This is a genomic window from Klebsiella sp. RHBSTW-00484 (assembly GCF_013705725.1).
Taxonomy (GTDB): domain Bacteria; phylum Pseudomonadota; class Gammaproteobacteria; order Enterobacterales; family Enterobacteriaceae; genus Klebsiella.
Map to the genome: position 1 here is coordinate 3,234,683 of NZ_CP055481.1, position 22,356 is coordinate 3,257,038.

Genomic DNA, 22,356 nt, shown 5'->3' on the forward strand with positions numbered 1-22,356 from the left:
ACCAGGGTAAGTTGCGTTCGTATATCCGGCCTCTCTTTCGGTACCGTCGTACCCGGGCCATGATGTGTTCTGCGCACCTGCTTCCTTTCGGGCTATCGGCTTTGCTTCGCAGGGAGCCTTCGGACAGGCCGGATTTCTCAGGTGCTGGTCTTACCGGTTACTCATCACGCTAAATCGCTTCGCAATCTCACGACAGGGTTACTGCTCTTTTTACTGCATGGCTCACGGGGCGTCGGTTAACCGGCGACCCGTGAACCATGGTAATCTTCTCCGCGACTCATCACCGCCCACGCTATCCGCACATTCTTGTTCGCCAGCGCCACCGTCGCGATATTCCGGTTCCGTCTTTCCGCCACCGACTGCAGCCACTGGCTCCGCCGGTCTTCTTTGCCTGCACATGTCTTCAGAACTGACCGTGCCCCGTGGATGACCAGCGTACGCAGGTAGCTGTCACCCCGCTTGCTGATATGCCCCAGCTGCTGCTTACCGCCGCTTGAGTGCTGCCGGGGAACCAGCCCCACATAAGCCGCCATCTCCCGACCGTTCTTAAACTGCGTCGCGTCACCCAACAACGCCACCATCGCGCTGGCGGTTATCACGCCGATACCTTCTATTTTCATCAGCCGCTGGATGCAGATATCTTCCCGCGCCGCCTCTGCGAGCCGCCGGTCATGCCCCGCCACCCGGTCATCCAGCATCCGCAGCTCTTCGGCCAGCTCGCACAGCAGGCGCATAAACCGGTCATCCCACTGCTCCTGCTGTGACAGTATCTCCGGCAGCGCCTTACGCAACTGGCTGATGCCGACCGGCAGCACCACGCCGAATTCGCCCAGAAAGCCCCGTATCTCGTTGCACAGCGCCGTGCGGCTTTTTATCACTCTGGCCCGCACGCGATGCTCAGCCTGAAGAGTCTGCTGGCGCTCTGTCTTAACCGCGACGAAGCGCATGGCGGGGCGGCTGATGGCTTCACAGATGGCTTCGGCATCGTTGGCATCATTCTTGTTGCCCCTGAGGTAGGGCTTAACAAACTTCGGGGGAATAATGTGCACGGTATGTCCCATGCGGGTGAGTTCGCGGGCCCAGTAGTGGGATGACGCGCAGGCTTCAATCCCGACGGTGCAGGGAGCCAGCTGAGAGAAATAAGCGTGCATGTGGGCGCGGCGGAGAGATTTCCGCACGACGACATGTTCATGGTGATCCACAGCATGGATCTGAAAGACATTTTTTGCCAGGTCAAGACCGATACGTTTAATATTCATGGTGGACACCTCCTCCTGTGGACTGCAGGTAACACTTCCAGTCTGGCACGTTCTGATGCCGTAAGGTGGGAGGTGTCCATCACATCGGGCTACAGGTTCGAGCGATCTTTGGGTGTTGTAGCCGGACAGATGCGCAGCATCGCCTCCGGGAAGAACCTCAGTTTTATTGCCCATCACAATCAATAATTCGCCCGTAGATATTCTGGTCATCATACGAACCGTTGAGGAACTCGGCCTGCTTCAGACACCCTTCAAGCGTAAAACCATTACGTAACGCTACCTGATTGCTCTTATGGTTCGCCACCCGGCATTTGATCACAAACCGGCGAACCGTACCGCTGCGAGCGTAATAATCCATAAAAGCCTGTAGCGCCTGAGAAAGCAGCCCCTGTCCATTATGGCTTTCGTCAATCCAGTAGCCGATATACGCGGTCTTGTTAATCGGTTCAATCTGGTTAAACGACAGCACGCCGATAATCTCTTCATGCAAAAAGAGCAAAAACATTTTGGCGTAGCCGCGCTGATGCAGCATTACGTTGCCCTGCACGTGGCGACGGGTTTCATCTTCGTGGCTGACCTCAGCGGGCCAGCTCAGCGATTGCTGAAGCCAGTGCTGGTTTTTAATCACCAGTTGGTGCAACTCAGTGACGTGACGTTCATCAACAGCACGCAGTGAAAGCGTGTCGGTCACGGGGATTTGTTCTTGCATTGGGGTGTTTTCAGCAGACATAGCGCACTCTTACAGAAAGGCAAACGCCCGCAGAATCTCCTCTGCGGGCGGGACAAGGAGCGATTACTTCATCACCCTATCATCAACGTAGTTGCGCTTATCCGGCGCTGGCGGGAAATACTGATACAGCCAGGTTTCGCTGATCGCCTCCCCCTGGCAGCGCAGGAACATACGCATCTCCACCGGGTCGGTAGAATCCGAGGTCGGATACCAGTCAAACTGGATGCGATAGCCATCAAACGGTTCGACGTAGAGGATCTCTATCTGCTTCGCCTCGCCGCTCGAAAGGGTAATCACCGGCTCAATACCCTTCGGCGCAGCAGCTTTCAGATCGCCACCGACAAAATCGATGGCAAAGCGACGGGTCCATTTATCCGGGTAGTGCTCGCCCGGTGCCCAACCTTCCGGGAAACCGCCCATCCCGGTGCGCGTCGCCATCACCCGCGCCAGCGGGGAACGTACCGGCGGCTGCGCGCTCCAGTAGAGACGATAGCGGAAGTCCAGTTCATCCCCGGCTTTCACCGGTTTCGCCGGTTGCCAGAAGCAGACGATATTATCCAGCGTTTCGCCGGTGGTCGGGATCTCCATCAGGCTGACGGCCCCTTTACCCCACTGGTTACGCGGTTCAACCCACAGGCTTGGGCGCTTGTTATACCAGCCCATAATGTCCTGATAGTGGGAGAAATCGCGATCCAGCTGTAGCAGGCCAAAACCGCGCGGGTTCTTATCCTGGTAGGCGTTAAATTGCAGCTTTTGCGGGTTGTTCAGCGGACGACAAATCCACTCGCCGTTGCCCAGCCACATCGACAGGCGATCGGAGTCATGGATTTGCGGGTGGATGGTGTCGCACATCCGGCGTTCGTTGTTGCCGCAGCTGAACATACTGGTCATCGGCGCAATGCCCAGCTGTTTGATGTCCTTACGCGCATAGATGTGGTTTTCCACATCCATAATCACCTGCGTTTCCTGGCAGTTGACGACAAACTTATAGGCCCCGGTGACGCTCGGGCTGTCGAGCAGTGCGTATACGGTAAATACCGTCGCTCCCGGTTTGGCGGTTTCAAACCAGAAAGAGGTGAAATCCGGGAACTCTTCCGGCGTATCGGTAAAGGTGTCGATAGCCAGTCCACGGGCAGACAGACCATACTGATAAGTACTGTCCACCGCGCGGAAGTAGCTTGCACCGAGGAAAGCGACGATATCACGACGCGCCAGCTCCGGGGCTTTAAAGACGCGGAACCCGGCAAAACCGAGATCGCTCTGGCCTTCCAGCTGTTTGGTGTCGACGCCGGCATCGTTGTATTTAAACAGCTCCGGGCGGAAGTGAATTTCCCGCGCCTGCTGGCTTTGCGAATCCAGCGAGAACATGCGCACGCGGCGGCGGAAGCCCATGCCGACGTGGAAGAACTGAATATCCAGCTTGCGCTCTTCGATATTGCTCCACAGGGAGTGTGCCGCATCATACTGAATGCTGTTGTAGGCCTGCGGGGTCAGGTTCGCCAGCGTCGGCGGCAGATCGCGAGGTGCGCCACCCCATGGCTGACGGGCAAGGTCATGCGCCATCGATTGCAGCACGGTGTAGTCAAAACGGCGTGTCAGCCCATCGGCAATTCCCGAATCCTCGGCGAACGCGGCTTTACTGAACAGAGAGGCGACTCCTGACGTTCCGCATACGGCGGCAACAGCCATGGAAGATTTGAGAAAACGTCTGCGGTTCATGCCTGAGAAAGCATCCTTATTCAAATGTGAATTGAGACGCGACGTAACAAACTCATGCGTCGTGAATGTCGCTCACTCTAGACAAAAACGATTGATAATCCAATTGTTGGCGGCAGAAAAAGCGTGAAAAAAATATGTCCACCGGACCAGGCCGAATTGCCGACATCTGAAACGGCGATGATCCTCGTTTAACGCGCCAATAAAGGTAATGGGGTTGAAAACGGCCAGCCGGTCGCTGGCCGCACGCCCAGTTATTTCTGATTTAAGAGGTTAAAGCTGGTCATCAGATTGCGATAGTCCGGGATATGGTTGGAGAACAAGGTCCCCAGACCTTCAACATCATTGCGCCAATCGCGATGAAGCTCACAGGCTGCACCAAACCACGACATCAACTGCACACCCGCCTGCGACATGCGATCCCATGCGGCATCGCGGGTAATCGGATTAAACGTGCCGGACGCGTCGGTTATCACAAAGACATCAAAGCCCTCTTCAATCGCCGACAGTGCCGGAAATGCCACGCAAACCTCGGTCACGACGCCGGCGATAATCAGCTGCTTTTTACCCGTGGCTTTGACGGCCTTAACAAAATCTTCGTTATCCCAGGCATTAATGTTGCCAGGACGAGCAATGTAGGGCGCGTCCGGGAACTGCTCTTTCAGCTCCGGCACCAGCGGGCCGTTGGGACCATTTTCGAAGCTGGTGGTTAAGATGGTCGGCAGACCGAAGTACTTCGCCAGGTCGCCAAGGGCAAGGACGTTGTTCTTGAACTTATCAGGATCGATATCACGCACAAGTGATAACAGTCCCGTTTGGTGATCCACCAGCAGCACAGCGGCATCATTTTTATCCAGACGAACATACGGTTTGGCCATGATCTCTTCCTCATTTCGACATCAGATTTTCCGCCAGATTGCAGCTTCGGCGGGTATTTATACCCTAAATAATTCGAGTTGCAGGACAAAACGGTTAACCGTTTTGAACAGCGCTTGCGCTGGCCCTAAAAGGGTGAGTCCCGTAGGGGCGAATCACGCGGCAAGTGAGCGAATCCCCGGGAGCTTACTCTGGTAAGTGACTGGGGTGAACGAGCGCGGCCAACACACCTGCAACTTGAAGTATGACGGGTATGGTTAACAGGGCTGATAATAGTGTAATAACTAGCTGAGGATTAGCCGCTGAATGTGAGACGCATTGTCCCATTTGCGGAACAAGCCGTGGCATACTGCTAAAAAGCAACACCAACCGCAGGGATACTCCTGGCACTTTTTTGTCTTTGATTTCAGGAAGAAAATAATGAGCAAAAATGTCGTTATCTGTTGTGATGGAACCGGTAATGAAGTGAAGGCGGAGCTGTCAAACGTGCTGAAACTTTACCGGGTGATGAGCAAAAACGCAGCGCAATGCGTCTATTATCAACCTGGAATTGGCACTATTGGTCAGCACAACGCCTGGCAACAGTTGCGACAAAAAGTCCGTGGATGGTTTGAACTCGCCACCGGTTTCGGTCTGGATAAAGACATTCTTTGCGCCTACCGCTTTCTTTGTGAAAATTATGCCCAAGGGGATAAAGTGTGGCTTTTCGGCTTTAGCCGTGGGGCGTACACCGTTCGCGTACTGGCGGCCATGGTAAACATGATTGGCCTTCTCAATAAAGACCAATTGAATCTCGCCGAATACGCCCTCGCCGCCTACAAGCGCGCAAGTTTAAGCAATGAACCGCCTCATCAGAGCAAGCAGCCCTCTTCAGCGCTGGCCGATGCATGGCACTTCTCACGGGTCGCCGGAACGCGGATGATTCAGATCGAGTTTATCGGCGTGTGGGATACCGTCTCCTCAATACTGATCCCAAAAAAATTCGGCCTGCTGCTGGATGTGGAAAAGCTGCTCTATACTCAGAAAAACCCCATTGTGAAGTGCTTTCGCCAGGCCATCGCCATCGATGAACGGCGGCGGATGTTTCGACTGCATCACTGGCTCGACCCCCAATCTTTTAGAGCCAAACCTTTTAGGCCTGAAAGCGATATTACGCAGGATGTTAAACAGGTCTGGTTTGCGGGCGTTCATGCGGATATCGGCGGCGGATATCCGGAAACGGAGAGCGGCCTGTCAAAATTTCCGCTGGCCTGGATGATAGAAGAAGCCCGGTCGTACGGCCTGCTGGTGAATCAGGCCAATATTAATCAAATGGTTTTCGGCAAGCCGCGCCAGGGCAGTAAATATCGCTACGCCGCGCCGGATGAAATGGCTGAAATTCATCGTTCATTGACGCTGTCCTGGATCCCTCTCGAATGGTTGCCAAAAAAGGTGAAAGCCAGGGAGTGGCGTGAGCGTCGGGACTGGCTGGGTTGGTATCTTCCGCGAGGGGAACCAAGGTTGATTCCTGAAGGCGCGCTGATCCACCAATCCGTTGAGCGGCGAATGGCAGCAAGTGACTATCGGCCGGTTAATCTCCCTCAACGCTACGAGTGGGTTGACCCGGGCAAGACGCTTTGAACACCGCCCCTGGGGGAAAACCGCCAGGTGTTGCAGAATTTCCCGGAGGCGATGCTGCGCATCTGTCCGGGCTACAAAACCCGCAGACCGCACGGTTCCGTAGCCCTGAGCGTGAAAACCGGTGCCAGCTATCAGCTGGTGGTGCGATCCTCGCAAAGCAAAGCCGACGGACTGGCGCACTTTCGTGAAGAGCTGATTAATCCAGGGTCACATGATGTTTCATGACCCGGCGAAATAGCGCCAGGCGAGCGCGCATAAAGCGGTTTTCCACTTTAAAACCGGCTTGCTTGTGCAACCCGATTCGCAACAACCGATCGCGCCCACGCAGGCTGGCTGGCCAGCGTACCGCCCCTGAAAGCTCCTGGCAGCCGCCGCCCGCTCGCCGGGCGAATTCAACCCAGTAATCCGCAACCTGCTCTGCAAAATCCCGATCGCGTTCATTTGCATAATTACGCACCGGCTCAGCCAGTTCGAGATTATCAAAAACGTATGCCACTTCGTTGCCGTGCCACGCGCCGTGCGGATAGGTTTCGTGCTCGGCCTCGGCAACATAATCAAACCAGTAGCGCCAGCACGGCTGCCCTACCCGCTGCTGCGCCTGCATGACCACGTAGCCCAGCGTGGTAAACGCCATGTCGCGACACACTTCACGTCCCAGCGCTTCATCCCCCTTGACGCCAGGGTAGAGTAGTTTAATTAACCCGAGACCAAAGCGGCGTTCGCGACGCAGTTTCTGGATTTGCCCGGCGATATCGACGCCAAACACCGCCATGACGCTGGCCTCATCGCTGTTTGAACCAATCATCACCGGCAGCGGATGCTGGCGTCCGCTAAAGAAGGTTTCCAGCATCGGCTGCGGCAGGACAGCATCGCCAACGATAGGTGCCGGGCCGATAGTTAACGGCGCGGTCAGCGACCAGAACGCCTCAGCCGGGATCGCCCGAAGCTGTTCGGCGCTGGCCTGCGGCAAAGCGAAATGTTCAGCGATCAACTGCCCCTTCGCCAGCGCCTTCTCGCGCGGCAGATCCGGCAAAGTATAGCCGCTTTGAATGATCGCTTTATGAAACAACCCTTTGGCTTTCGGCGAGGTCAGTAACGACAGCACGCTGCGCGCCCCGGCGGATTCGCCGAACAGCGTAACGTTGGCAGCATCACCGCCGAAGGCATGGATGTTTTCCTGAACCCATTGCAGCACGGCAATCTGGTCGAGCAGAGCAAAATTATAGATTCTTTCGCCATCTTCGCCTTCCAGCGCAGGATGAGCAAAAAAGCCCAGATGTCCCAAGCGGTAGTTGACCGTCACCACCACCACCTCGCGGGAAGCCAGCGCTTTACCGTCGTAGGGTGGCAAGCTGCCGGCACCGATGGTGTAACCACCGCCATGCAGCCAGACCATCACAGGTAAAGCGCGCGCCCGGACGGCGGGTGACCAGACGTTAAGGTAGAGACAATCCTCTGAGAAGCTGCCGGGATCGCCGCCGCCAAGTTCACGGCAATACTCAATATCCTGCCAGCTGGAAGCGGAGAAAGTATCAGCCTGACGCACGCCCTGCCAACGGGCGGCAGGCTGCGGCGCGCGCCAGCGAAGATCGCCGACGGGCGGTGCGGCATAGGGAATGCCGCGCCAGATGTGTATTCCTTCTTCGGAGGTGCCCGATAAGGTGCCCTGCCGGGTTTTCACCAGCGGGGTAGACGGATTCTGCATGACCTGCTTCCTTTAACGACTCATGCCAGCAGAGTACTGATTTCACAGCAGACCGCAACGTCGTTTGCTGCGCTCTTCCGCCTGTCGATACAGTTCAAACTCATCATAGACCGAGCCGCCCAGCGCCGTTTCAAAGGCCTCGCGGCTGGCGTTGCCGTGGCTATGGGACTGAATCTCATTGCCCAGGTTCGACTGAAAAATCCCCGCGGCGCTCACCGGTAAGAAGTCTTCATAAATGATCGGCTGGGCAATCACCCAGCCGCGTTCGATCAACGGCTGCGGATCATCGCCCGGGCGAAACGCCTGGCGATGCGCTTCGCCTGAAGGGGTCAGACGGTAGCGGAACCAGGCCAGCCCCTGCTGGCGCAGCAGAAATTCGCTGTCCGGGAACGCGCTAAAGACTTCCTGCAAATGGCGCTGATGATTAAGATTATCTTTGCCCACCCCTGCCTCGCTGAGCAGTCGGTCATAGAGGGCGCGGCCCTTCGGCGTCAGCGCAATGCCGCGCTGCTCAATTTCGCCAAAGCGGGCGGTGTGCGTGCCTTTATGCTCCCCGGCAAACATCACCGGCTCCTCAAGAGCCTTAAAACTGGTCTGACGCAGTAAAATCGGGACTTCACGCCTCGGCGGTCCTTCAATCAGCGCTTTCGGCGTGATACCGCACTCCGGCATTAGCGCCTGTACCCGGTCGATATCCAACGTGCGTGGGGTCAGATGATTGATATGACAGCCGGGGAAACAGACCACATCGGCAATCAGCCGGTGCTCTTCATGCAGCGCGTGATAGGTTTCATCATCAACGGTGGCATGGCGATGCCAGCGAAAGGTTTCCAGCGCCTGGTTGACAAACTCGCGTGCTTCAGCAGAGGTAAATTCACCCTTATCTTCATAAAGCGCCATCAGTTCACGACAGCGAGGAGTGAAAATATCGCGGCGGGCGAGAATTTTCGCTGCCCGATTGCGCAGCTCAACGTTAGCAATTAACTCCAGGCGCAGCAGCGAAGTAAAAACCCGAAACGGATTGCGCGCCAGCGCCGCGTCGTCAATGGGCCGAAACGCAGTCGAGTGCACCGGGACCCCGGCCTGCGACAGATCGTAATAGCTAACGGGATACATTCCCATAATGGCAAACATGCGACGTAAGGTCGCCAATTCCTCCGCCGTTCCGACGCGGATCGCGCCGTGGCGTTCAACGTTCAGCCGCGCCAGCTCATCGGCATTGGCCAGTTGTTCATGCAGCTTCGGGTTATTTTCCAGTACTGCCAGATTAACGTCGGCCACCAGCTCCAGTAACGTCCCGTACTGGGGAACTTCCTGCTGGTACATCGCCGACATCGCCTGCGAAAAGCGCTCCCGAATCTCATCAGCCGTGATGGTGTTCGCCATGATGTCTTACCTCCAGTGAATACTCCCTGGAGTGTAGGAAAGCTGCTCGCAGGCGGCGGGAAGAATTTACAAACTGTGATGCGGATAGCTGAGCGACTTCTTTTAGCTGACCACTTCATAACCACTGGTTATGAAAAACACCCTTTAATTTCACTTTAAATTAACAAAACATTTACACACACTGCTTATGGCGATATTACAACAACATGCCCCTCTACCGATAAAACGGAGTACCCTATGAACGATAAATGGTCACCGCGCGAGGTTCTGCATCGCGACTACAACAGCCATCCTCCCGCTTACGCGCCGGGCTACAAAACCAGCGTTCTGCGTTCACCGCGCAATGCGCTGATCTCCCTTCAAAACTCACTCTCAGAAATTACCGGACCGGTGTTCAGCAGTGATGATCTGGGCGCACTGGATAATGACCTTATCCTTAATTATGCCAAAGAGGGTTTGCCCATCGGCAAGCGCATCATTGTGCACGGCTACGTTCGCGATGGGTTCGGCCGTCCGATGAAAAACACGCTGGTTGAAGTCTGGCAAGCTAACGCAGGCGGTCGCTATCGGCATAAGAAAGATCAATATCTTGCTCCCATCGACCCTAACTTTGGCGGTTGTGGCCGGGTGCTGACTGACGAGAACGGCTATTACTGTTTCCGCACCATTAAGCCAGGTCCCTATCCGTGGCGCAACCAGGCGAGCGACTGGCGACCGGCGCATATCCACTTCTCTCTTTCCGGCGAAGCCTGGGCGCAGCGCTTAATCACTCAAATGTATTTCGAAGGCGATCCGCTGATTAAACAGTGCCCTATCGTCAAAACCATCAATAATGATGACGCTATTCGGACGTTAATCGCCGAGCTGGATATCCACGCCGCCGTGCCGCTGGACTCTCTTGCTTACCGTTTTGACCTTGTGCTGCGCGGTCATCGCGCGACGTTGTTCGAAAACCGCACTCAGGGGGCCGCCCGATGAAAGATTTTTTACCTGAAACCGCTTCGCAGACCGCCGGTCCTTACGTACACATCGGCCTTGCGCCGGACGCCGCCGGTTTTCATATCTTTGAAAAGAACTTTGGTCCGACGTTGACCACGCTGGCCACCGAAGGCGAACGCATTACGATTGAAGGCCGGGTGATTGACGGCTCCGGGACGCCGGTACGCGATGTGCTGCTGGAGATCTGGCAGGCCAATGCCGCCGGGCGTTATAACCATCCTGACGACAGGCAGCAGAACAAAAAGCAGAATGCGGAATTTCGCGGCTGGGGGCGTAGCTGCTCGGACTTTACCAGCGGTATCTGGCGCTTTGAAACGATTAAACCCGGCTCCGTTATCGGTCGCGATGGCCGCGTAATGGCACCGCATGTGAATTTATGGATAGTGGCACGCGGGATTAATATTGGCCTCAACACGCGGATGTACTTCTGTGATGAACAGGATGCGAACCAGGCCGACCCGGTACTGAATCTGATTGAGTGGGAAGTGCGCCGCCAGACTCTTATCGCGCAACGCGAAGTTCGCGGCAATGAAATCGTGTACCGCTTCGATATTCATTTGCAGGGCGAGAACGAAACCGTCTTCTTCGATATCTAGCATTGCTCTTCTTTTCATGCCCCCGCTCACCGGGGGTCTCTCTTTTTTAACAATCTCAACAAAATCAACTTGTAAAATAATAAGATAAAATGTTAATAATATTTTGCTATGAAGTTAACAAATTTAATCAACATTACTTGTCACTGGCGCACCTCTGTTTTTAACATTGATTATGCAAAAAAATGGTCTTTTCAGTCAGCGCATTCGCTTGCGCCATCTACATACCTTCGTGGCCGTCGCTCAACAAGGAACTCTTGGGCGTGCGGCTGAAACCTTAAATCTTAGCCAACCGGCCTTATCAAAAACGCTCAATGAGCTTGAACAGCTGACCGGCACGCGGCTGTTTGAGCGTGGGCGACTGGGTGCACAGCTCACGCTGGTCGGTGAACAGTTTCTGACTCATGCCGTTAAAGTGCTTGATGCGCTCAATACCGCGGGCCAGTCGCTGAATCGCAAAGAAGGTCTTAACAGCGACATCGTGCGTATTGGGGCCCTTCCTACTGCCGCTCTGGGCGTTTTACCCTCGGTAATTGGTCAGTATCACCAACAACAAAAAGATATCACGTTGCAAGTGGCGACCATGAACAACACCATGCTGCTGGCGGGGCTGAAATCGGGTGAAATCGATATCGGTATCGGGAGAATGTCCGACCCGGAGTTGATGAGTGGTTTGAACTACGAACTGCTGTTTCTCGAATCCCTGAAGCTGGTGGTTCGCCCGGGGCACCCGCTGCTTCAGGAGACGGTCACGCTGAGCCGGGTGATGGAGTGGCCGGTGGTAGTGTCACCAAAAGGAACCCTGCCGCGTCAGAACGCTGAAACCCTGCTGCAAAGTCAGGGCTGCAAAATTCCTTCAGGCTGCATTGAAACGCTGTCGGCCTCGTTATCGCGCCAGCTCACCGTCGATTACGACTACGTCTGGTTTGTCCCCTCTGGCGCAGTAAAAGACGACCTTCGCCGCGGACTGCTGACGGCGCTCCCCATCCCGACCCAGGGCGCAGGTGAACCCATCGGTATTCTGACTCGCGTGGATGCCACCCTTACCGCAGGCACGCAGATCTTGCTCAGCGCGATTCGCAAATCCATGCCAGTCTGACTGGTGCTTTAATCATTTCCCCGGTGACGGTCCTGTTAACCGGGGGAATAATGCCTTCTTTCCCTACGCGAAAGCGCAACTCCATTCACCAAAATAATCAATTAGTGCGAAATCATTCATTAACAATTGCGTAGATTTATTTAACAGATCTATCATATCCATGATTTCACCAAATGGTTCACTTGAAATCAATAACAGCAAAAAACAGGCTTTTATGAAGGCCACAATCACTTCATTCAAAAGACTTCACTTGAAAAATTGATTCATCTGGTTCACGCCTGTACAGGGGTGGTTAAGGAGAAAAAATGGCAACTGGCAACGTGCCGCGAGGGTTCCCCCGGATCCTGCAGTGGCTTCTCGCCGGACTGATGCTGATCATCGGTCTGGCTATCGGTATTCTCGGTGCAAAACTCGCCTCCGTCGGCGGCACCTTCTATTTCGCAATTATGGGCCTGGTGATGATTATCGCCTCGCTGCTCATCTTCCGTAGCCGCCGCGGCGGCATCGTGCTGTACGCAATTGCTTTTATCGCCTCTATCATCTGGGCAATTAGCGATGCTGGCTGGACGTACTGGCCGCTGTTCTCGCGCCTGTTCGCCCTCGGCGTGCTGGCCTTTCTTTCTGCGCTGGTCTGGCCGTTCCTTTCCCACCAACCAGCGAAAAAAGGCCCGGCGTTTAGCCTTGCGGCGATCTTCGCCGTGGTGCTGCTGGTCAGTTTCGGCTGGATGTTCAAATCCCAGCCGCTGGTCAGCGCCAGTGAAGAGGTACCGGTCAAACCGGTCGCCGCTGGCGAACAACAGAAAAACTGGGAACACTGGGGTAACACCACCCACGGCGACCGTTTCGCTGCGCTCGACCAGATTAACAAACAGAACGTCGACCAGTTGCAGGTCGCCTGGGTCGCCCATACTGGCGATATTCCGCAGAGTAACGGCTCCGGTGCGGAAGACCAGAACACCCCGCTACAGATTGGCGACACACTTTACGTTTGTACGCCTTACAGCAAAGTGCTGGCACTGGATGTTGATAGCGGCAAAGAGAAATGGCGCTACGATTCAAAGGCCACCGCGCCGAACTGGCAGCGCTGCCGTGGCTTAGGCTATTACGAAGATAGCCAGGCCCAGGTAACAGCCACTGCGGATACACAGCCGGCGGCCTGCTCTCGTCGCCTGTTCCTGCCGACCACCGATGCGCGCCTGATCGCCATTGATGCCGATAACGGCAAGCTGTGCGAGACCTTCGGCGACCACGGTATTGTTGACCTCAGCGTTGGCATGGGCGAAATCAAAGCGGGTTACTACCAACAAACCTCCACGCCGCTTGTCGCCGGCAGTGTGGTCGTGGTTGGCGGTCGCGTGGCGGATAATTTCTCCACCGGCGAGCCTCCGGGCGTTGTGCGCGCTTACGATGTTCACACCGGTAAGCTGGCGTGGGCATGGGATCCGGGTAACCCGAATCTGACCGGCGAGCCGCCGGAAGGCCAAACCTACACCCGCGGTACGCCGAACGTCTGGTCGGCCATGTCTTATGACACGAAGCTGAATCTGATCTATCTGCCAACCGGTAACGCTACGCCAGACTTCTTCGGCGGCGAGCGCACTGCGCTTGACGATAAATACAGTTCCTCTATCGTGGCCGTTGACGCAACGACCGGTCAGGTGCGCTGGCACTACCAGACGACTCACCACGATCTGTGGGACTTCGACCTGCCTTCTCAGCCGCTGCTGTACGATCTACCTGACGGCAAAGGCGGCACCACCCCGGTGCTGGTACAAACCAGTAAGCAGGGCATGATCTTTATGCTCAACCGCGAAACCGGTGAGCCGGTGGCCAAAGTGGAAGAGCGTCCGGTTCCGCCAGGTGATATCAAAGGCGAGCGCTATTCCCCTACTCAGCCTTACTCCGTTGGTATGCCGATGATCGGCAACGAAACGCTAAAAGAGTCGGATATGTGGGGGGCGACGCCTGTCGACCTGCTGCTGTGCCGTATCCAGTTTAAAGAGATGCGTCACCAGGGCGTATTTACGCCGCCGGGCGAAGACCGTTCTCTACAATATCCCGGTTCGCTGGGCGGGATGAACTGGGGCAGCGTGTCGGTTGACCCGAATAACAGCCTGATGTTCGTCAACGATATGCGCCTTGGCCTTGCTAACTATATGGTGCCGCGCGAGAAAGTGGCGAAAAACGCCAGCGGTATCGAAATGGGTATCGTGCCGATGGAAGGTACCCCGTTTGGCGCAATGCGCGAGCGTTTCCTGTCGCCGCTGGGTATTCCATGCCAGAAACCACCGTTCGGTACCATGTCGGCGGTGGATCTGAAAACCGGCAAGCTGGTGTGGCAGGTTCCGGTCGGCACCGTTGAAGATACCGGCCCGCTGGGGATCCGCATGCATATGCCCATCCCTATCGGTATGCCGACGCTGGGCGCTTCGCTGTCTACCCAGTCCGGGCTGCTGTTCTTTGCCGGTACTCAGGATTTCTACCTGCGCGCGTTTGATACCGCCAACGGTAAAGAGATCTGGAAATCCCGTCTGCCGGTCGGCAGTCAGTCCGGCCCGATGACCTACGTTTCGCCGAAAACCGGCAAGCAGTACATCATCATCAACGCTGGCGGCGCTCGCCAGTCACCGGACCGCGGCGATTACATCATCGCCTACGCGCTCCCCGAGCAGAAGTAAGTTCAAGGGCCCCGATTGGGGCCCTTTCTTTATTCAGCTATGTTATTATTGCGAATGGTTATCAATAATAACAACTGAACAAGGATAATGGATGAAACGTTCAACCTGCCGCCTGCTTGCGGGCACCATTATGTCGATAATGGCTGCGTCGGCTCAGGCGTTGAAGGCTCCAGAGGTGGACCTGCGCAATCCGACGATATGGGAAGAAAAAACCGTGAATCCACTCGCCGATAAACAACAGCCCTGCGAAGTGTACAGCGGGCCAAACTGCTCGGTGTGGGAAGATGAAAAATCGGATATCCAACGTGAACGGGAGCGACGAGAACAGCGGCGGTGGCAAAACGGTTATGAGAACCTGCGACGGGAGTAATTCTGCTTTAGCGATAACCCGGGCATGCCCGGGTTATTATTTTTACCGAAAGATCAATTCTCGCCGAAATGAATCACGGTACGAATGGATTTACCTTCATGCATCAGATCGAATGCTTCGTTGATCTGATCCAGCGGCATACGGTGGGTGATAAACGGGTCAAGACGAATTTTGCCCGCCATCGCCTCTTCCACCATTCCCGGCAGCTGAGTGCGCCCTTTCACGCCGCCAAACGCCGAGCCGCGCCAGACGCGACCGGTCACCAACTGGAACGGACGGGTTTTGATCTCCTGGCCTGCGCCAGCAACGCCAATAATCACGCTTTCGCCCCAGCCTTTATGGCAGCACTCCAGCGCCGCGCGCATCACGTTGACGTTACCGATGCACTCAAAGCTGAAGTCCACGCCGCCATCGGTCAGTTCAACAATCACATCCTGAACCGGTTTGTCGTAGTCGTTCGGGTTGATAAAGTCGGTTGCGCCCATCTCTTTAGCGAGGGTGAATTTTTCCGGGTTAGTATCAACCGCCAGAATGCGTCCGGCTTTCGCCTGTACCGCGCCCTGAATGACCGCCAGGCCAATGCCGCCGAGACCGAAGACCGCCACGGTATCACCCTCTTTCACTTTCGCCGTATTGTGTACCGCGCCGATACCGGTGGTCACGCCGCAGCCCAGTAGACAAACTTTGTCCAGAGGCGCCTGCGGGTTAACTTTCGCCAGAGAAATTTCGGCCACCACGGTATATTCACTGAAGGTGCTGGTGCCCATATAGTGATAAATAGGCTCGCCGTTATAAGAGAAACGGGTGGTGCCATCTGGCATCAGACCCTTACCCTGAGTGGCGCGTACCGCCTGACAGAGGTTGGTTTTGCCCGATTTACAGAACTTACACTCGCGACACTCGGCGGTGTACAGAGGGATCACGTGATCGCCCGGTTGCAGACTGGTCACGCCTTCACCCACTTCGACCACAATACCGCCGCCTTCGTGGCCCAGTACTGCCGGGAAAACGCCTTCCGGATCGTCGCCAGAAAGAGTAAAAGCATCGGTATGACATACGCCGGTATGGGTAATTTTGACCAGCACTTCGCCTTTTTTCGGCGGTGCGACGTCAATCTCAACGATTTTTAGCGGCTGGCCTGGGCCAAACGCGACTGCTGCACGTGATTTCATATTCTCTCTTCCTCGTCGTGATTTTATTTTAAGTAGGATCGTAGCAGATGGCCGACTTCCGCCATTCTGGCGGCGCGTTGGTCTGGCGTCGTTTCGCCGCTCACCAGTTCATCTTGCAGGTGAATTTCAACCATTTCGCCCATCAGGCCGTTAGCGGCACCGCGAATAGAGGCGATCTGTTGCAGGATAGTCATGCAGGGTTCGCCGGATTCCAGCGCCCGTTCGAGCGCTTCAACCTGGCCGCGAATGCGTCGTACCCGGCTGAGGGCACGTTTTTTATCTTCAGGTGAGTGTGGCATGGTTACGCCCTCAAAATCATATAGGGGGGTATACTATATTTTTTCATTTAAAGAGGCAAATCAACTCGCCGCTTTAACCGTAGCATAGCGGCGAAAATTTGCGTTTAATCGAGCTTGAGGGTCATGAGAAACAAAAAACCCGCCTAAGCGGGTCTGAAGATGTTTAGCGTTTGCGCGGCATCATCCGCAGCAGCGTGTTGTCTTTCCAGAAGTAATGGTGCATCAGCGCCGCCAGCGCATGCAGGCCGACGATAAAGTAGCCGGTGTTCGCCAGCAGCTCGTGCCAACCCTTCAGCGTATCCACCAGCTCAAAGTTGCTTTCTGCCGCATGGGGCATGGTCAAACCAAAAGCAAACCACGGATTGCCACGATAATACATCATCACCATGCCAATCACCGGCAGCGCGATAAACAGCAGATAGATAACCAAATGCCCGAGGTGCGCAAAGCCCGTCATCATTGGCGACGGTTTGGGCACAATTGGCGGTGCGGGAGATTTCAGGCGTACGAGCAGACGCGCCACCATCAGTACAAAGACAGAGATCCCGCAAGAGACATGAATCATATTAATGACCGGCCGCGCGCTCCGAGGGAAAAAGCCTCGTAGCTCCATTGCCGCATAAGCGCCAATCACTAACAAAAAGACCAGCCAGTGGATGCCTATCTGCAGGCCGGAGTATTTATCGCGCATGGAAAACCCTTAAGGAAACAGTGATGCCGTCAACATAACTACCTTTCCTTAAAAATTCATTAACTTTTACGAAGCATTAACAAACTATTGCTGAACATGATGTAATCAGATTAAAAGCAAACAGTTAGCGCCGTTTTATTTGGGGGTGACGTCGTCCGGGTTCACCAGCCCCTCTTCTGGCCTGACCGAAATTTATCGTCCAGACTTAAAGCAAAGACGTGGTCTGCATCGGCATTGTGCTTTACACTGCGCGCTGCAAAAACTGAGTAGATAAACGATTAACCAGGCGGTAAGGCGATGAACGGAACGATCACAACGTGGTTTAAAGATAAAGGTTTTGGATTTATCAAAGATGAAAACGGTGAGAACCGTTATTTTCATGTGATTAAGGTCGCCAATCCCGATCTGATTAAGAAAGATGCAGCCGTCACTTTCGAACCCACTACCAATAACAAGGGCTTATCCGCTTATGCGGTAAAAGTGATACCGGAAAGCAAATACATCTATATCGCGGGTGAGCGTATTAAGCTCACGTCGATCAAGTCCTATCTGGTTTACAGCGAAGAAGTGCCAGCCGACACCCGCATTGATAAAGAAAACGCTGTACTGTCTGTAGGTGCGCTGATGGGGAGTATCAGGCCAAAATCAGCCGCTAAACCGGGTGAAATGCGCTCGCTGAAAAAGCTGGCGGTGACCACTTTTCAGGGAACGACGTTAATCTTTTCTGAAGATGAAATAGACGTGGATGCCACGGTAAAAATGCTCAAGGTCTGAAATGATCCTGTGCCGAAATCTTGCTTGCATAAGCAGGATTTCGGCATCGTTGAGTCGTCAGGATATTTGGCGTATTTATTTAACCGAGAGTTCCTTGCGGATAAGTTCTGCCCCTGCACTTAACGCATTTAGTTTGCCTGCGGCTACCCGACGAGATAACGGCGCCATACCGCAGTTGGTAGAGGGATAAAGCTTGTCAGCGTCGACAAACTGAAGGGCTTTGCGTAATGTGTCAGCAACCTCCTCCGGCGTCTCAATAGAATTCGTTGCCACGTCGATAGCCCCGACCATCACTTTTTTACCGCGAATCAGCTCAAGCAGGTCCATCGGAACATGCGAGTTATGACATTCCAGTGAGATGATATCGATACTGGATGTTTGCAGCTTAGGAAATGCTTCTTCATATTGACGCCACTCTGTGCCCAACGTCTTTTTCCAGTCGGTGTTCGCTTTGATGCCATATCCATAGCAGATATGTACCGCCGTTTCGCATTTCAGCCCTTCCACTGCTCTTTCTAAAGCCGCGATCCCCCAGTCATTCACTTCATCAAAAAACACATTAAAAGCCGGTTCATCAAACTGGATAATATCGACGCCAGCAGCCTCTAGCTCTTTGGCTTCCTGATTCAATATTTTCGCAAATTCCCAGGCCAGTTTTTCGCGGCTTTTATAGTGGTCGTCATAAAGTGTATCAATCATGGTCATAGGCCCAGGTAGCGCCCATTTAATAGGTTGTTTGGTGAGCTGGCGTAAAAACCGCGCGTCCTCAACAAAAACGGGTTTTTGGCGTTCAACAGCACCCGTGACGGTTGGGACACTTGCTTCATAGCGATTACGAATTTTCACCACTTCACGTTTTGCAAAATCAACACCGCTGAGGTGCTCAATAAACGTTGTCACAAAGTGCTGACGCGTTTGCTCACCATCGCTGACAATATCGATACCTGCACGTAATTGATCGTACAGAGCCAAACTTAGCGCGTCCTTTTTCCCCTCAATTAACTCTTCATTTTGTAGTTTCCAGGGGGACCATAGTTTCTCAGGCTCGGCGAGCCACGAAGGTTTGGGTAAACTGCCCGCAGTCGAAGTAGGTAATAATTTTTTCATAATAGTTGGCCTTATATCGTTAATTAAATAGCGTACTGAGCAGACCACTGATCGAGAATGTTCTTGTACGGTTTAATGAAGTTCTCTTCAGTAAATTTCCCCTGCTCAATAGCCAACTGGCTACGCTCTTCGCGGTCATAAACAATTTTTGTCAGTGAGTGATCCTGGTGATTCAGGTCAGGTTGATAGCACTGCCCTGCCGCAGAGTTGGCGTTGTAAATCTCAGGCCGATAAATTTTCTGGAAAGTTTCCATCGTGCTAATGGTACTAACCAGCTCAAGATTAGTGTAATCGCTCAGTAAATCACCTGAAAAATAAAAAGCCAAAGGTGCGACACTATTTGCAGGCATAAAATAACGAACCTGCAAGCCCATTTTTTTGAAATAGCCCTCAGTCAATGACGTTCCATTCTGTTGGTATTCAATGCCCAGCACAGGATGCTCATTACCTGTTCGATGGTAGGTGTTTTTATTGGATACGCTGAGGCATATCACCGGCGGTTTGCTAAAGTTATTTTTGTACTCATTTGAGTTTACAAAATATTTAAAGATATTACCGTGTAAATCGCCAAAATCATCGGGAAAACTAAACGCTGATTGCTGTTTATTGTGTTCTAACAGCAACACGCTAAAATCATAATCTCTGACATAAGAAGAGAAGTTATTCCCTACAATGCCTTCAATACGTTCGTTGGTTTTTTTATCAATAATATTCGTTTTTAATATTTCTATTACCGGGAAAGTGTCGCCATTAGCCTCGATACTCATCTCGACAGAAATGATTTCAAGCTCGAGCGAATAACGCTCGCCTTTCGGATTATCCCAGTGCGCCAGCGTGTTGAAACGATTGTCAATCATCAATAAAGTGTTACGCAAATTCTGCTGGCGATTTTGCCCTCTGGCTAAATTAGCAAAATTAGTTGTAATACGCGTATTTTCAGAAGGGTTATAGTTTTCATCGAAAATACTGCTCTTAATCGTAAAAGTAAAATTTTTATTCATCGCAATTTTGCATCCTGAGTCCTGGCATGAAAACTGAATTTATACCCGTCATACTTCAAGTTGCATGGGCGTTGGCTCAGTCAGCGGTCTTCATGTTGCCAATAAGTTAATATGGTGTATTTTATGCCAGAGCCACTGGATGAGTGAAAGCGACTTAATTTCATTACAACATGAGCTATCTTCATGATCTTCTGTCGCTGATTTGGCGCCAGGCCAATCCTGTTCACAATCTGCCTACCCCAGCTTATCGTCGATGGTAAAAAAATTACCGTGTACGCAGAGAAAGCGCAGGTGCGAAAAAGGTGCTGATTTCCGCGCCAGCAGGCGACATGACCACCCTCCACGCCTATACCGGCACCCAGTCGTTGGTTGATGGCCCACGCGGTAAACTAAAAGGCCATGCCCAGCACGTACCGACCAAAACAGGATCGGTAACGGAACTGGTCTCCGTGCTGGCGAAAAAAACCACCGCTGAAGAGGTCAATCAGGCGATGAAAAACGCGGCGACGAACAATGAATCGTTCGGCTATACCGAAGAGGAAATTATCTCGTCAGATGTGATTGGTAGGCAGGTAGGCATTTCGGTTCAATTTACGACGCCACGCAGCTTGAGATAGTCGAAGCCGGTGATGTTCAGTTGGTCAAAACCGTGACCTGGTACGATAACGAATATGGCTTTGTCACCCAGCTCATTCGCGTGCTGGATAAATTCGCAAAATAAACAGCAAGCAGCAGTACCTTGCCTGGCTGGCAAAAACCACACACTCCTCGTAACCCCATCCCCCCCGGGAGGAAGCCCCCCCCTGCGGCCTTCCTCCCGGGGGCGGCGCAAAGCGCCTTGCCCGGGCTACGGGACCGCAGACGGCTCAAAACTTGTAGCCCGATGTGATGGACACCTCCCACCTTACGGCATCAGAACGTGCCAGACTGGAAGTGTTACCTGCAGTCCACAGGAGGAGGTGTCCACCATGAATATTAAACGTATCGGTCTTGACCTGGCAAAAAATGTCTTTCAGATCCATGCTGTGGATCACCATGAACATGTCGTCGTGCGGAAATCTCTCCGCCGCGCCCACATGCACGCTTATTTCTCTCAGCTGGCTCCCTGCACCATCGGGATTGAAGCCTGCGCATCATCCCACTACTGGTCCCGCGAACTCACCCGCATGGGGCATACCGTGCGCATTATTCCCCCGAAATTCGTCAAGCCTTACCTCAAAGGCAACAAGAATGATGCCAACGATGCCGAAGCCATCTGTGAAGCCATCAGCCGCCCCGCCATGCGCTTCGTCGCGGTTAAGACAGAGCGCCAGCAGACCCTTCAGGCGGAGCATCGCGTGCGGGCCAGAGTGATAAAAAGCCGCACGGCGCTGTGCAACGAGATACGGGGCTTTCTGGGCGAATTCGGCGTGGTGCTGCCGGTCGGCATCAGCCAGTTGCGTAAGGCGCTGCCGGAGATACTGTCACAGCAGGAGCAGTGGGATGACCGGTTTATGCGCCTGCTGTGCGAGCTGGCCGAAGAGCTGCGGATGCTGGATGACCGGGTGGCGGGGCATGACCGGCGGCTCGCAGAGGCGGCGCGGGAAGATATCTGCATCCAGCGGCTGATGAAAATAGAAGGTATCGGCGTGATAACCGCCAGCGCGATGGTGGCGTTGTTGGGTGACGCGACGCAGTTTAAGAACGGTCGGGAGATGGCGGCTTATGTGGGGCTGGTTCCCCGGCAGCACTCAAGCGGCGGTAAGCAGCAGCTGGGGCATATCAGCAAGCGGGGTGACAGCTACCTGCGTACGCTGGTCATCCACGGGGCACGGTCAGTTCTGAAGACATGTGCAGGCAAAGAAGACCGGCGGAGCCAGTGGCTGCAGTCGGTGGCGGAAAGACGGAACCGGAATATCGCGACGGTGGCGCTGGCGAACAAGAATGTGCGGATAGCGTGGGCGGTGATGAGTCGCGGAGAAGATTACCATGGTTCACGGGTCGCCGGTTAACCGACACCCCGTGAACCATGCAGTAAAAAGAGCAGTAACCCTGTCGTGAGATTGCGAAGCGATTTAGCGTGATGAGTAACCGGTAAGACCAGCACCTGAGAAATCCGGCCTGTCCGAAGGCTCCCTGCGAAGCAAAGCCGATAGCCCGAAAGGAAGCAGGTGCGCAGAACACATCATGGCCCGGGTACGACGGTACCGAAAGAGAGGCCGGATATACGAACGCAACTTACCCTGGTGACTCACACAAAAAATAGCTTGCATCACGGGAGGTGTCCATATACGGACAGATG

General features: G+C 54.0%; 20 protein-coding genes and 1 pseudogene. 10 read left to right on the forward strand and 11 right to left on the reverse strand.

Annotation, left to right across the window (positions count from 1 at the left end; translation table 11 throughout):
• Positions 1-236 precede the first annotated feature (236 nt).
• The 4 genes from HV213_RS15450 to ycaC form a co-directional block, all read right to left on the reverse strand.
• On the reverse strand, positions 237-1,259 hold the full coding sequence (locus tag HV213_RS15450) for an IS110 family RNA-guided transposase (RefSeq protein WP_181482372.1): 1,023 nt from the start codon (positions 1,257-1,259) through the stop codon (positions 237-239).
• A 163-nt stretch (positions 1,260-1,422) separates the two neighbouring features.
• Positions 1,423-1,989 (reverse strand): 50S ribosomal protein L7/L12-serine acetyltransferase, encoded by a 567-nt coding sequence (gene rimL, locus HV213_RS15455; RefSeq protein ID WP_181482373.1) that lies wholly within the window; start codon positions 1,987-1,989, stop codon positions 1,423-1,425.
• A 63-nt stretch (positions 1,990-2,052) separates the two neighbouring features.
• A complete protein-coding gene (locus tag HV213_RS15460) occupies positions 2,053-3,708 on the reverse strand; it encodes a glucan biosynthesis protein D (RefSeq protein WP_181482374.1) in 1,656 nt (551 codons plus the stop codon).
• Between the two features lie 251 nt (positions 3,709-3,959).
• Positions 3,960-4,583, reverse strand: coding sequence for an isochorismate family cysteine hydrolase YcaC (gene ycaC, locus HV213_RS15465; RefSeq protein WP_112217412.1), 624 nt, complete (start codon positions 4,581-4,583; stop codon positions 3,960-3,962).
• A gap of 418 nt (positions 4,584-5,001) precedes the next feature.
• Between ycaC and HV213_RS15470 the strand changes: the two genes are divergently transcribed.
• Positions 5,002-6,201, forward strand: coding sequence for a T6SS phospholipase effector Tle1-like catalytic domain-containing protein (locus tag HV213_RS15470; protein ID WP_181482375.1), 1,200 nt, complete (start codon positions 5,002-5,004; stop codon positions 6,199-6,201).
• Between the two features lie 27 nt (positions 6,202-6,228).
• Positions 6,229-6,426 (forward strand): hypothetical protein, encoded by a 198-nt coding sequence (locus HV213_RS33740; RefSeq protein WP_442788100.1) that lies wholly within the window; start codon positions 6,229-6,231, stop codon positions 6,424-6,426.
• On the opposite strand, the gene HV213_RS15480 is transcribed toward HV213_RS33740, so the two are convergent.
• Both HV213_RS15480 and hglS read right to left on the reverse strand, forming a co-directional pair.
• Positions 6,398-7,906, reverse strand: coding sequence for a carboxylesterase/lipase family protein (locus HV213_RS15480; protein WP_181482376.1), 1,509 nt, complete (start codon positions 7,904-7,906; stop codon positions 6,398-6,400). The genes HV213_RS33740 and HV213_RS15480 overlap by 29 nt on opposite strands.
• Before the next feature lie 42 nt (positions 7,907-7,948).
• Positions 7,949-9,292, reverse strand: coding sequence for a 2-oxoadipate dioxygenase/decarboxylase HglS (gene hglS / locus HV213_RS15485; RefSeq protein WP_181482377.1), 1,344 nt, complete (start codon positions 9,290-9,292; stop codon positions 7,949-7,951).
• Between the two features lie 237 nt (positions 9,293-9,529).
• On the opposite strand from hglS, the gene pcaH reads away from it, so the two are divergent.
• The 5 genes from pcaH (at position 9,530) to HV213_RS15510 (ending at position 15,031) form a co-directional block, all read left to right on the forward strand.
• Positions 9,530-10,270 (forward strand): protocatechuate 3,4-dioxygenase subunit beta, encoded by a 741-nt coding sequence (pcaH, locus tag HV213_RS15490; protein ID WP_181482378.1) that lies wholly within the window; start codon positions 9,530-9,532, stop codon positions 10,268-10,270.
• A complete protein-coding gene (gene pcaG, locus HV213_RS15495; RefSeq protein ID WP_181482379.1) occupies positions 10,267-10,887 on the forward strand; it encodes a protocatechuate 3,4-dioxygenase subunit alpha in 621 nt (206 codons plus the stop codon). Before pcaH ends, pcaG begins: the two co-directional genes overlap by 4 nt.
• A gap of 172 nt (positions 10,888-11,059) precedes the next feature.
• On the forward strand, positions 11,060-11,983 hold the full coding sequence (locus HV213_RS15500) for a LysR substrate-binding domain-containing protein (RefSeq protein WP_181482380.1): 924 nt from the start codon (positions 11,060-11,062) through the stop codon (positions 11,981-11,983).
• Between the two features lie 305 nt (positions 11,984-12,288).
• A complete protein-coding gene (locus HV213_RS15505) occupies positions 12,289-14,661 on the forward strand; it encodes a glucose/quinate/shikimate family membrane-bound PQQ-dependent dehydrogenase (RefSeq protein ID WP_181482381.1) in 2,373 nt (790 codons plus the stop codon).
• Between the two features lie 91 nt (positions 14,662-14,752).
• Positions 14,753-15,031, forward strand: a complete 279-nt coding sequence (locus HV213_RS15510; protein WP_181482382.1) for a hypothetical protein — start codon at positions 14,753-14,755, stop codon at positions 15,029-15,031.
• Between the two features lie 53 nt (positions 15,032-15,084).
• Here the strand turns inward: HV213_RS15510 and HV213_RS15515 are convergent, their stop codons facing one another.
• From HV213_RS15515 to cybB, 3 genes are all read right to left on the reverse strand, one after another.
• Positions 15,085-16,203 carry an S-(hydroxymethyl)glutathione dehydrogenase/class III alcohol dehydrogenase gene (locus HV213_RS15515; protein ID WP_112215758.1) on the reverse strand — a complete coding sequence of 373 codons (1,119 nt, stop codon included), beginning with the start codon at positions 16,201-16,203 and terminating at the stop codon, positions 15,085-15,087.
• Between the two features lie 23 nt (positions 16,204-16,226).
• On the reverse strand, positions 16,227-16,502 hold the full coding sequence (locus HV213_RS15520) for a metal/formaldehyde-sensitive transcriptional repressor (protein ID WP_004101746.1): 276 nt from the start codon (positions 16,500-16,502) through the stop codon (positions 16,227-16,229).
• A 163-nt stretch (positions 16,503-16,665) separates the two neighbouring features.
• On the reverse strand, positions 16,666-17,193 hold the full coding sequence (gene cybB, locus HV213_RS15525) for a cytochrome b561 (protein WP_181482383.1): 528 nt from the start codon (positions 17,191-17,193) through the stop codon (positions 16,666-16,668).
• Positions 17,194-17,490: 297 nt separating this feature from the next.
• On the opposite strand from cybB, the gene HV213_RS15530 reads away from it, so the two are divergent.
• Complete coding sequence (locus tag HV213_RS15530) at positions 17,491-17,967, forward strand: cold-shock protein (protein ID WP_181482384.1); 477 nt, start codon at positions 17,491-17,493, stop codon at positions 17,965-17,967.
• A 75-nt stretch (positions 17,968-18,042) separates the two neighbouring features.
• On the opposite strand, the gene HV213_RS15535 is transcribed toward HV213_RS15530, so the two are convergent.
• Entirely contained in the window at positions 18,043-19,074 is a 1,032-nt protein-coding gene (locus HV213_RS15535) for a methionine synthase (RefSeq protein ID WP_181482385.1), read from the reverse strand.
• A 23-nt stretch (positions 19,075-19,097) separates the two neighbouring features.
• Positions 19,098-20,075: a DUF1852 domain-containing protein gene (locus HV213_RS15540; protein WP_181482386.1), complete on the reverse strand. Its 978-nt coding sequence runs from the start codon at positions 20,073-20,075 to the stop codon at positions 19,098-19,100.
• 323 nt (positions 20,076-20,398) lie between these two features.
• Between HV213_RS15540 and HV213_RS15545 the strand changes: the two are divergent.
• Both HV213_RS15545 and HV213_RS15550 read left to right on the forward strand, forming a co-directional pair.
• Positions 20,399-20,796: pseudogene (locus tag HV213_RS15545) on the forward strand (type I glyceraldehyde-3-phosphate dehydrogenase); the annotation flags it as partial.
• Between the two features lie 247 nt (positions 20,797-21,043).
• Positions 21,044-22,066 (forward strand): IS110 family RNA-guided transposase, encoded by a 1,023-nt coding sequence (locus tag HV213_RS15550; RefSeq protein WP_181482387.1) that lies wholly within the window; start codon positions 21,044-21,046, stop codon positions 22,064-22,066.
• The last annotated feature ends 290 nt before the right edge of the window (positions 22,067-22,356 follow it).